This window comes from Peribacillus sp. P4_B1, assembly GCF_056402395.1.
The window spans coordinates 117,406-128,951 of the sequence record NZ_JBFUHM010000003.1 but is presented as its reverse complement, the minus strand read 5'-3'; the positions used below and the strand labels follow the sequence as shown (position 1 = coordinate 128,951).

The window sequence follows — 11,546 nt, the reverse complement described above, 5'->3', positions numbered from 1 at the left end:
ATCCTCGCCGTTATGGACAATGAATTGAGCGTACAAGGATCTGGAAATCTTTGAAGGATAAATAGTTTAGGGAGGATGAAGAGGAATGAGGAGTCTAAAGTATTTGTTTATTGCTTTCTTTATCATTTTTTCTGCATTTCCTTCTCATGAAGCATCGGCAACGGAAGAGAGTAAAACGATGGAAGTGAAACTGAAGAATTACTTAGGGAATCAAACCAGTGTCAAATTAACGGCAACCGGGGACTATCGTACTTCAGGGAGAGAGACATTCATCAAGGAGGGGGAAGAACTGACTTTGAAAATGGAGTCAGGAAAACTTGGCGTTTACAAAGATTCCAAGAAAATGGGATCCGATGCCTCCTTAAAGATAATTCCTGTTAAACAAGATGCTTTATTGTCCATAAACGGCCGGCCGTATACAGGATCATTTTTATTTACAGTGGAGGGCGGTTACATTCGTCCTATCAATCATGTTTACATTGAAGATTATCTAAAGGGCGTTGTCCCGCGGGAAATGCCCGCACTATGGCATTCCGAAGCCTTAAAGGCACAGGCAATTGCAGCCCGGACTTATGCACTTCGCCATCAATCTGCATTAATTGATGATACGGTTTCCTACCAAGTATATGGCGGGGCGGACGGTCACTACCAAACTAATTCAGCCATTGAGCAGACAACGGGTATGGTAATCAAACATGATGGTGAAATAATCGAAGCGTTTTTTTCCTCAAGCAATGGAGGCATGACCGAATCGAATTCGAATGTTTGGTCAAGTGGGAACCCTCTTGCATATTTACCTATAAAAGAAGATTCCTATGATACAAAAACAAATTGGGCGATAACGCTGGACAAGCAGCAAATTGACCTGTCAAAGAAAGATTTATCACAGCCGGATGAATGGTGGACAAGTGTACAGGAAAAAGATAAAGCGGTTGTACCTAAGCTGAAGGTTTGGCTGAAAAATAACGGATATGCCAAGCAGGATATTAAAATTGCTGAAATACCCGCTTTAACCTTAACTGGTAAAAAAACGGGAGGCCGGGTTACGAAAGGCTCCATCCAAATCAATTTCTATGTAAGGAATCTCGTTGATGAAAGGGGGAAACTTTTGGAGCAAAAGGTTAGCCTTACGAATGTAGCGGCTTCCAAAATCAGGGGCATGGTGGGGCAGGATGTGATGAAAAGCTACCTGGTTGACCATTCATCTTCCAATCCTTCCAGAATTGCTATTGAAGGGTCAGGATACGGACATGGCGTCGGCCTAAGTCAGGTTGGAGCGAAAAACAGAGCGGAAGCAGGTCAAACGTATCAAGAGATCTTGGGGTTTTATTATCCTAACACTAATATAGAAAAGGAATATGGACATGCAGTGTCTGAACCTAAAAGGGATCCTGTTGCGAAGGCGGCACCGAATCCAATAAACCTAAAAGCGAAGCAGGATCATATAAATGATGGGGTTGGAATCATATACTCCCTTAAAGAAGAAGCTGTAGTTTCACTCACGATTAAAGATAGTAAGGGGAAAGTCTTAGCCACCCCAGTCCATGACCAAACCTTGAAAAAGGGGAGCCATTCAGCAACCTGGAACACGAAAGCTGTAAATAACGGTACATATACAGCAAAAATGTCTGCAATGGACCGAAGCGGTAATGAAGGTTCGACAACAATGAAGATTAAGATAAATAAGGATGCGTCGGCTCCGGATATCACCGATGTCGATACATCGGGTAATTACAGTACCGAGAAAGCGAACATAACGTATATAATAAATGAAAATGCCAATGTAACAGTGGAAATCAAGAACAGTAAAGGAATAGTGGTTGGAACCCTTGCTTCAAGGCAGGTCACTAAAGGCAGGCAATCGGCAACTTGGGATTTCAGAAATATGTCCACCGGGACGTTTACCGTGACCATCTCCGCTAAGGATGAGAGCGACAATCGGAATACCGTTTCAACGAAAATCCCTATTAGGAAGACGATGGGAATTGTGACAGCAAGTGTATTACATATTAAAGAAAAAAGAAGTACATCTTCAAAAACGGTCGGGAAACTGAACACGGATCAAACCATTACGATACTATCTCAACAAGGTGAGTGGTATAAAGTGAAAAAAGGAAGCCAAATTGGGTATGTTTTAATAAAACATGTTAAAAAATGAGTAATTAAGACGTCATTCATGGCGTCTTTTTATCAACTGGTCCGATCCCTAAATCACGAATTCACGAGTAAAAGGTGTAACTCACGAGTAAACGCACTAAACTCACGAGTAAACGGCGCAAATTCACGAGTAAATGCACTAAACTCACGAGTAAACGGCGTGAATTCACGAGTAAACGCTTGGAACACACGAGTAAATCCACTAAACTCAGGGATATCGCGCAATATCGTTAGTAATTGCCCAAAACTCGAGTTAACGCACCTCATAAAAGTAAAATAAGACGGAAGAATGAACTTAAAAGAGGAATGAATTCATTCCTCTTTTGTTTTATGCTGACCAGGTGTGAACGGAACACCGGCGGCTTTTGTGATGATTTTCGAAACATCTGTATTTTCAATGACCCCATCAAAGGCTTCGCTTCCCGGGCCAGAAGCAAAAATGGGAATCATATTGGCGGTGTGCCCTCCTGTGGAACTGGCGGCCCGTATGCTTCTATCAGCTACACCTGCCTTATAATGCTTGGCGATGGTGCTTCCGATTTCCCAATCAATTTGATGCTGTGGATAGACAAGCGTTCTATTCTTTTTTACGTTATCGATGAATTGATGAACTTCCTGATCCGTAAGGGATATATGTGCATACTTCTTGAATGCGGAAACGACACTTTCTGGAATGATTTCATTATTTTTATCGAATATAAGTTGTTTGGACATATATTCAGAAGAAACCCTGATTTTTTTCAATGCGGGGATATCCATCGTTTCAGAAGCGGAGGTCCCCATTGTTTCGTGGTCTGCAAGCACAACAATCAAAGTATCATTTCTATTTTTTGCCCAATTCACAACCTCTTTCACGGTCTGGTCAAATTCGATCGTTTCTTTCCATATTCCAGTGATATCAGCTGCATGCTCCATATGATCAATACGTGCACCTTCACTCATCAAGAAGAATCCCTTATCACTCTGGGATAAAATATCAATCGCTTTGGATGTCATTTCGGGCAGAGATGGCTCTTGTGAATGTAATACTTCTTTATCCAGCTTAAAATTCATGTAGGTAGGGTGAAATAACCCTAAAAGTTTTTCCGGTTTATTAATGGAACTAAGTTCTTCTTTCGTCGTTGTAATCCCATAGCCAGCTTGTTTAAATTTAGCGATTAAATCCTCGCCATTCTGCTTATTTGCCTCGAAATAACTGGAACCTCCGCCAAGAATGACGTCGATCCGGTTATCAAAGAGCTGCCTCGCGATATTCGCGCCGCCTGTCCAGCGGTTAGATACACTTGCACCAAAGGCTGCAGGAGTGGCATCGACTACCATATTGGTTGAGATGATCCCGACTTTTTTTCCGTTAGCCTGAAATGCATCCAATACACTATCTACCTCGGAACCATTGGCATCGACACCGATCGATTCATTGTTGGTTTTTATTCCAGTGGCAATCGCGGACCCACCTGCCGCTGAGTCAGTGACATAATTATTGGCGGAATAGGTGCGCATTAGGGCAACGTGCTCCAGTTTTTCCAAATGTAAAATACCTGTTTTTCCATATTCCATTTGTCGGGCAATTTCTATTGCACCTAACCCCATACCGTCGCCAATCAGCAATATGACATTCCTGGGAGTGTTCTTTGTTTCTGCTTGAATAGGAGAGGTCATGCAAATAAAGCAGATAAGAACGAGTAATCCAAAGTGATGAGACTGTAAATGTTTATGACTTCTGGATGTCTTAATCATCGGTAATCCTCCATTGGGTGAAAGTCTCCATATTCTTTGTTAAAATCGATAAAAAAACCCCTTTATGATATTCATTAATTTCTGCGCTATGTGAATGCAAAAGTAAAGAGCCTGCCTATATTGCCAGTTTGTGCAACAAGGAAAAAGCAATCGCCAAGAATGTTAGCTGACGAATGATCCGCCAACCGTAACCTGAACCTTTTTTACTCATTGAATAATGAAAGAATATACAGTTTTAAAATGATATTGTAATAAAGTGAAAAAAACTTTTCTATAAATTACAATATATAGGCAATAATTTATAAACAGTAAATATATAACTGTTATAATTTCACTAGAGTTCATTTGAAATAATAGGAGAGAGAACCCTATGCTATCCAGTATGAAAAAGTTCTTCAAAGAAAGCTCTAAAGACTTGAATAGAATGTATAAGTTGGTTGATGCCGTGAATCGACTAGAGGGTAAGTATGAAAGTTATTCAGATCAAGAATTAAGCGGAATGAAGGATAGATTTAAAAGCGTATTGGATGCTGGTAAAAATATATGGGATATACAAATCGAAGCTTTTGCGGTAGTAAGGGAAGCTTCTAAACGAGTATTGAATCTTAGGCACCATGATGTTCAGCTTGCAGGCGGTTTTGTCCTGAATGAAGGGGGCATTGCACAAATGAATACGGGCGAGGGGAAGACGCTTGTGTCTACTTTACCAAGCTATTTACATGCACTGTACGGGAATGGTGTCCATATAATTACGGCCAATGAATATTTGGCAAGACGTGATAAAGAGTTAATGGGACAAATTCATGAATTTCTAGGAATGACGGTCGGTTTGAACATTTCCCAATTGGAGCCTTCTGCAAAACGTGAAGCGTATGCGGCGGATATCACGTATGGAACGGCAACAGAGTTCGGTTTTGATTATTTGCGTGATAATATGGTTTTCCGAAGAGAAGAAAAGGTTCAAAGAGGACACCGGTTTGCCATTGTTGATGAGATTGACAGCATCTTGATTGATGAAGCGAGGACACCATTAATTATTGCGGGTAAGTCAAGCGATGGTACCGGGCTTCACCAGATCACTGCACAAATCATGAAGTCATTTATAGAATATGATGATTACGAAATTTTCATTGAGTCAAAGGCTGCCTTTTTCACGGACCGAGGGGCATTGAAGATTGAAGAGGCCTTTGGTATCGACAATCTGTATGGACTGGATCATCAAGAGTTATTACATAATGTAACACAGGCACTTAAAGCCCACGCGATTATGAAATTGGATGTGGACTACATTGTCATGGATGGAAGGATTGCGTTAATCGATAAATTCACAGGCAGGGTGATGGAAGGTAGAAGCTTCAGTGATGGGCTTCATCAAGCAATCGAGGCAAAAGAGGGCTTGGAGATTACCGAAGAGAATGAAACACAGGCAGCGATTACCGTCCAAAATTATTTTCGTTTATATCATTCAATATCTGGGATGACCGGCAGTGCCATGCCATCAAAGTCGGAATTCCAGGAAATATATCAGCTCCCCGTCATTGAAATTCCAACTAATAAGCCCATTATTCGTGTTGATGAGATTGATTTAATTTATAAGGATGAAATGAGCAAAATCAACAAAATCGTCACAGAAGTAAAACGGATTCATAATGAAGGTAGACCTATTTTGATCGGGACGACCTCCATTGAGCAATCTGAAAAAATTTCGGTTCATTTAGAGAAGGCGAAAATTAAGCATCAAATCCTTAATGCGAAGACGGAAGCGGATGAAGCGGAAATCATCGCAAATAGCGGCCAAAAATATCAAGTGATGCTGGCGACGAACATGGCTGGGCGAGGAACCGATATATTATTGGATGAAGCTGTCAAGGAATTGGGCGGCCTTCATATTATCGGTACTGAGCGACATGAAAGCAATCGGATTGATATGCAGCTTAGGGGACGTTCCGGCAGGCAGGGTGATCCAGGTTCAACACAATTCATCATTTCATTTGAAGATGATTTGTTTGATTACTATGATGAAGAAGAACTCGAACGGTATATAAAGAAAATCAAAACGGATGAAAGTGGATTGGTGGTGGGCCATGCACCCGAAAAATTCGTGAAAAGGGTACAGGAAACGATAGAGCAGATGCATCAATCAAGCCGTTACCATTTATTGAAGTTAGAACATGCATTAAATGAGCAGAGTAAAATCATATACGCGATGAGAGACCGGATACTAGATTTGGAATCTGGACGGATGTCGGCCATTTTACTTGAATATATCGAAAAATACATTCGTCGGCTCATAGTGAAATATTACCATGAGCATATAGAGGAACCTGATTACTCGGCCTTTATTGAAGAGCTTTCCCTTGCTTTCCTGACGTTGGATTGGCAGGCAAGTGATTTGCAGGACTTAGAAGGTCATATAGTTGAGGGAAAAGCTCTGGATGCTTTAGGTGAATTGGAAGCGATACTTGAAATTTTTCAAGCCGATGCAGAATGGCAAAATCAGTTACGTGTTTTCATGCTGCAGCATATTGATACAAATTGGATGAACCATTTAGACGAAATGAATAGTGTGAAGGAAGGAATGGGTTTAATCGGTTATGGTCAACAGGACCCATATATGCTGTTTGAAAAAGAAGCTCTTAGTCAATTCAATCTTCTATTAAGTAAAATCGAGTCGGAGATTAGCATCGGCTTTATGGAATATATGAAAAGCAATCAGGAAGACGAAGCTGCTTTGGGGAGTGATGAATGATGAGTTTTTTTGGAAAAAGGGATAAAGGGGTTAATGGAAGGGAAAATATTTTAGCTTCAGATGGGCATAAGGTACACAATCCGGATGTCACTGTTCATAATTCCCTAATGTTTCACAAGGATTGGGAAACTTCCAAGCAAGAGGAATATGTATATAAATTCCACCATCAAAGGCTGCCTGCATTAAAACCGAATCAAATTTCAATTTCCGGTGTTAAGCTGACTAGGGTGGAGGATGATGTAATCATAGTGGCTTTTCTACGAAATTCATTGGAGAAAGCTGTCCTGTTTGATATCGTGGATTTACTGTTAGTTGATGAGAACGGAAAATTATTGGCAAAAAAGGCTTTCGATCTTTCAAAGCTGGGTGAGATACCAGCACTTTCAAGCATGCCATGGCGGTTTTTATTCGAAGAAGGGGATATGTTGGCAGAATCGATTCCTGATGAAGATTGGAAGATTGCTTTTGAATGGAAGAGATAGTAGGAAAAACACTATGATTGGCGGCAGCCGGACGATATTTTTTTGCCGGACTGCCAAATCAAAACACGCAGAAATGATTAGAACAGTTGAAAGGCCTTCATCCGATGAAGGCTTTTTGTTTTTAACGGAAGACATTAAAGACTAGTTGGATAACTGCCAAATATTTATGCTGTTTTCTGTGTGCAGTTTCTCATAAATGGCAACGCTAAGTAATATTTATAAGTATTCTTCCGTAATCAGGCTTAATTAAGTCCTGGAAATAATGAAGAGGAAAGTGGCAGGAGCATGAAGAACAACCTGAATCAGCGATTGAAGGAACGGTTATTTGAGATTATGTCCATTTTAATCGTGGCAATACTTTTCATTTATACGAATGATAGGATGGGTAATGATCTTTCGATTGGAATTTTTACGATAATCATCGGCGTTGCCGGTTTTATTGTTTATCTGAAGGAATGCGTACCGAATGGAGTCCTAAAGGGCATCATTTTTTCAGTCTTCCTTCTTTCGATCATGGCCTTTTTCCTTGGGGACATTTGGTTTTATCGCTATTACTCGACACCTATCACTTCCTATATGTGGATGCAAAAAAGCAATCTGAATGGGCTTGGTGAAAGTATATTCAGTATGATGAAAATGAAGGATTCAATCTTTCTTCTGTTAGGCTTTCCAATTGCTGAGTCATTCATGAAGAAAAAATACCCCCTCAAGCATATGGCACTTGTACCGGCCGTAATATTCCTCATGATAGCGGGGCTAAAGCCGGTAAAGAATATATTTATCGATAAGGTCGATATAACCCGGCGTTATGAGGCGAATACCTTCTTGCGAAACTGGGGTCCGATCGGTCATCACGTATTGGATACGTATGCCTATTTTACTGACTCGGGAAGGCATGGTATGTCTTCGAAAGAAAAGAAGGCCGTTTCTGATTACTTCGATGAAAAGAACAGGCAGGATCATGCGTTTTCAGGCTCTTTGGAAGGGAAGAATCTCATTATCATCCAGGTGGAATCTTTACAGGCGTTTCCGCTATTTCAAAAGAGTGCCGGACAGGAGGTCACACCATTCATGAATGAATTGGCGAAAGAGGGTCTGTACTTCCCGCATGTATATCCACAGACTGTATTTGGAAATTCATCTGACGGAGAGCTGATCGTGAATACCGGTTTATTTCCTTTAAAGCAAGGGGCGACCTTTTTTCGGTTCCCTTATAATGATTTTCCGGGTCTTGCTAAAGAATTAAAGAAGTCGGATTATCAAAGTTATGCTTTCCACGGGGATGAAGAAGACTTCTGGAATAGGCAGCATGCATATCCCTCGCTAGGGTTTGATGACTATCTTTCCATAGAGGATATGCAGAAGGATGAGATGATATCGATGGGCCTGGGAGACCGCAGTTTCTTCAATCAAAGCTATAATTTCTTAAAAGATAAAAAAAATCCCTATTACGCTTTTTTCGTTACGCTGACCAGTCATGTACCTTTTTCGCTACCGAAGGAACAGATAACATTGAAACCTAAAGTTGGAAAAGAGGACAGCTATCTGACTAAATATTTCGAAGCAATTCATTATACAGATTCAGCCATCGGGGATTTCGTAAAGAAGCTGAAGGATGACGGGAAATTGAAAGGCAGCGTGATTGTCATATACGGAGATCATGATGGACTATTTTTAAAAGATAAACAAGAAGTTGAAGCGTATTACGAGAATAAAATTAGCGATGAGCAGTGGATTGAAAAATATATGCCCATTCCGTTGATCATCTATCAGGAGGATATGGAAGGAAGAACGATTAATAAGGTAGGGGGCCAGGTCGATATTTTACCAACTCTATACGATTTATTAAATATTAAGAGTTCATCATACTTTGGGGAGAGCATGCTGAATGGCGAAGATGGCGACGCATTGATATTAAAAGGGGATTATGGTTCTCAAATGAAAATAAATGGAAAAGGGAAGGTCGAAGGATTTTCACCAGAAGACCAAAAGGAGGTTGATCTGAGTGACCAAGTGATACGTACCGATTATTTTAAACAAACGAAGGATTGACCGAAAAAAAGAGGATGACTGATAAAAGCCATCCTTTCTCCATTATAATCCCAGATGTTTCTTCACACGGTTCTGGGCTTCAAGTTTTATATCTTCTGGAACAATGTTGTACCAAATGCCATCTAGCTTTTGATTGTCACCTTCGAGAGTATATTGTTTTATATTTTTAAGGGATGATTTATAGTTATTTTGGATACTCAACATTTCATTGAAACTTAAATTGGTTTCCACGTTTTTACCTAGTGCCTCGAAAATATCGTCATAATTGGTAAGTGTTGAGAGACTTGCTCCTTTTTTCATGACGGCTTGGATAACCTGGCGTTGCCGCATTTGCCGTCCATAATCCCCGCGGGGATCTTCCTTTCGGATTCGGGAATAAATCAACGCCTCTTTTCCATTTAAGTCGATTGTGCCCTTTTTAAAATTATACCCTTTATAGGCAAGGTCCATATCATTATCAACAGTGACACCGCCTACGGCATTCACTATATCCTGAAAGCCTTCCATATTCATTTTGACGTAATAATCAATTGGAATATCTAAATAGGCCTCCACTGTGTTTATCGACATGGAAACTCCGCCATAGGCATAGGCATGATTCATTTTATCATTTGTGCCTTTACCGATGATTTCTGTACGCGTATCTCTGGGTAAACTCAATAATTCAATGGATTCTTGTTTAGGATTAACAGTCATGACAATCATCGTATCTGATCGACCTTTGTCATTTTTCCTTTCATCCACGCCAAGAATTAGTATAGAAAATGGATCTTTGCTTTTGAACTTGATGTCATCTACACGCTTATCCGTTTTATGCGCAGTACCTTGCATAGTTTGAATCGCACCTGCCAAAGATTGATAAACTGAAGCTCCATAAGCAACTGTGCCAATGAAAAGGATAAGAAGGGTGAAGCCGATTATTTTAAACGATTTGCGTTTCTTTTTCTTTTTTTTATGTTCGGATCTCATCTAATTCCTCCCTGAACCATTCCACTAAATGGAAGATGTGAAAAAGTACCTAGTCGGTATGTTTTTAACTATACCTTTTTTTAATCAAAAATAGAATAGTTTCTTTTTGTACTTAGAGTGCATATTTACCTGTTTTTATTCAAAAAAAACGAAGGATTCACAGAAAATGAATTCCTTCGCTTCCTAATCATTCGAATATTAGTTAATTATATACCCATATATAAAAAGAAGATGTGATTCTCTTACATGAACTTCGGCTTTAAGAGAAAGTCTGCAAGTAAATCCTATAAACTTCTATAACCGATGATTCTGCTCTTGAAATAGGAGTTTGAAGTAGAAGTGATTTCTACTCCCTTACTTGTTGAGGCATGAATGAACTGCCCGCCGCCCAAGTAGATTCCCATATGGCTTACAACTGATTTATTAGAACCCGTTGCAAAGAAGATAAGATCGCCACTTTTCGGTGAAGTAACCCTTTTACCCATATCATAATATGTGGAAGATGATAGCCTGGAAACTTCATACCCGGCCTTTTTGAACGTATAGTAAATAAATCCGCTGCAATCGAAACCTGATGGGGAGGCGCCCGCCCACGAATAAGGTGATCCAATTAATTTCTTTGCTTCGGAAACGAGTGCGGTTACTTTGTTCCCGGAACTTGGGGCTTCCACTTTTCCATCATTTTTATCTGCAGGGGCTGTACTTGCCGATTTACCTAATTTTAGTTTTTGTCCAACTCTGATTAAATCGGATTTTAACGAGTTGTTAGATTTAAGCTGAGCTACAGTCAAATTGGTTTTTCTGGAAATTCCGGAAAGTGTGTCACCTTTTACCACAATGTATGTAGCTGAATTCGCTGGGGTCTGTGTAACATTGGACGGCTTGGAGCTGCTGGGTAAATCAATGGTAGTGGTAGTGGTTGATTTAGATACGATAAGTTTAGCACCTGCATAAATTCTATCGGATTTTAAGTTATTCAATTTCATCAATTCAGCAAGTGTAAGGTTATGCTTGTTTGCTATCCTTGTTAAGGTATCACCTGAAACAATGGTATATGTGGTATTTTTTGTTTTTTTCACGGAAACTGAAGAAGCATTTGATGTTGTTTTGGAGTTGGATGTAATTAATTTTTGATTAATTTTCAAAAAGTCTGTTTTTAAGTTGTTAAGCTGTTTTAAGTCTTTTACTGTCGTATTATGCTTCTGTGCAATTTTACTTAGGTTATCGCCGCTTTTGACTGTATAAGTACTGGCAAGGGCAGGAGAAACAAAAGTCGAAGATAAAATGGCTAATGTCGAAAATGCGACTATACTTTTTTTCACGGTTTTCCACCTCGAATATGTCTTTTTCCCTATTCTAACAAATGAAAAGGGTTAAAAAATATTACATTTTTGTTACAA

9 protein-coding genes are annotated in these 11,546 nt (G+C 39.8%); 5 read left to right on the top strand and 4 right to left on the bottom strand.

Annotated elements, in window-relative coordinates; genetic code table 11:
• Positions 1-85 precede the first annotated feature (85 nt).
• On the top strand, positions 86-2,158 hold the full coding sequence (locus AC1DVK_RS02965; protein WP_477625789.1) for a SpoIID/LytB domain-containing protein: 2,073 nt from the start codon (positions 86-88) through the stop codon (positions 2,156-2,158).
• A gap of 53 nt (positions 2,159-2,211) precedes the next feature.
• On the opposite strand, the gene AC1DVK_RS02960 is transcribed toward AC1DVK_RS02965, so the two are convergent.
• Entirely contained in the window at positions 2,212-2,424 is a 213-nt protein-coding gene (locus AC1DVK_RS02960; protein ID WP_477625788.1) for a hypothetical protein, read from the bottom strand.
• 45 nt (positions 2,425-2,469) lie between these two features.
• Entirely contained in the window at positions 2,470-3,894 is a 1,425-nt protein-coding gene (locus AC1DVK_RS02955; RefSeq protein ID WP_410860588.1) for an alkaline phosphatase, read from the bottom strand.
• A 370-nt stretch (positions 3,895-4,264) separates the two neighbouring features.
• Here AC1DVK_RS02955 and secA point away from each other — a divergent pair, with 370 nt between their 5' ends.
• The 4 genes from secA to AC1DVK_RS02935 all read left to right on the top strand — a co-directional run bounded on the left by secA (position 4,265) and on the right by AC1DVK_RS02935 (position 9,177).
• On the top strand, positions 4,265-6,643 hold the full coding sequence (gene secA, locus AC1DVK_RS02950) for a preprotein translocase subunit SecA (RefSeq protein WP_477625787.1): 2,379 nt from the start codon (positions 4,265-4,267) through the stop codon (positions 6,641-6,643).
• Positions 6,643-7,125: an SLAP domain-containing protein gene (locus AC1DVK_RS02945; RefSeq protein WP_477625786.1), complete on the top strand. Its 483-nt coding sequence runs from the start codon at positions 6,643-6,645 to the stop codon at positions 7,123-7,125. Before secA ends, AC1DVK_RS02945 begins: the two co-directional genes overlap by 1 nt.
• Positions 7,109-7,270, top strand: a complete 162-nt coding sequence (locus tag AC1DVK_RS02940; protein WP_477625815.1) for a hypothetical protein — start codon at positions 7,109-7,111, stop codon at positions 7,268-7,270. Before AC1DVK_RS02945 ends, AC1DVK_RS02940 begins: the two co-directional genes overlap by 17 nt.
• A 140-nt stretch (positions 7,271-7,410) precedes the next feature.
• Positions 7,411-9,177: an LTA synthase family protein gene (locus AC1DVK_RS02935; RefSeq protein WP_477625785.1), complete on the top strand. Its 1,767-nt coding sequence runs from the start codon at positions 7,411-7,413 to the stop codon at positions 9,175-9,177.
• A 42-nt stretch (positions 9,178-9,219) separates the two neighbouring features.
• Here AC1DVK_RS02935 and AC1DVK_RS02930 read toward each other — a convergent pair whose 3' ends face one another.
• Together AC1DVK_RS02930 and AC1DVK_RS02925 are read right to left on the bottom strand one after the other, a co-directional pair.
• Entirely contained in the window at positions 9,220-10,146 is a 927-nt protein-coding gene (locus tag AC1DVK_RS02930; RefSeq protein WP_089361991.1) for an LCP family glycopolymer transferase, read from the bottom strand.
• Positions 10,147-10,430: 284 nt separating this feature from the next.
• A complete protein-coding gene (locus tag AC1DVK_RS02925; RefSeq protein WP_410860585.1) occupies positions 10,431-11,468 on the bottom strand; it encodes a C40 family peptidase in 1,038 nt (345 codons plus the stop codon).
• Between the last annotated feature and the right edge of the window lie 78 nt (positions 11,469-11,546).

Bases quoted from the DNA above. Each gene is read 5' to 3' on its own strand.
- AC1DVK_RS02965 (WP_477625789.1), top strand. From the start codon at position 86: ATGAGGAGTCTAAAGTATTTGTTTATTGCTTTCTTTATCATTTTTTCT.
- AC1DVK_RS02960 (WP_477625788.1), bottom strand. From the start codon at position 2,424: ATGAGGTGCGTTAACTCGAGTTTTGGGCAATTACTAACGATATTGCGC.
- AC1DVK_RS02955 (WP_410860588.1), bottom strand. From the start codon at position 3,894: ATGATTAAGACATCCAGAAGTCATAAACATTTACAGTCTCATCACTTT.
- secA (WP_477625787.1), top strand. From the start codon at position 4,265: ATGCTATCCAGTATGAAAAAGTTCTTCAAAGAAAGCTCTAAAGACTTG.
- AC1DVK_RS02945 (WP_477625786.1), top strand. From the start codon at position 6,643: ATGAGTTTTTTTGGAAAAAGGGATAAAGGGGTTAATGGAAGGGAAAAT.
- AC1DVK_RS02935 (WP_477625785.1), top strand. From the start codon at position 7,411: ATGAAGAACAACCTGAATCAGCGATTGAAGGAACGGTTATTTGAGATT.
- AC1DVK_RS02930 (WP_089361991.1), bottom strand. From the start codon at position 10,146: ATGAGATCCGAACATAAAAAAAAGAAAAAGAAACGCAAATCGTTTAAA.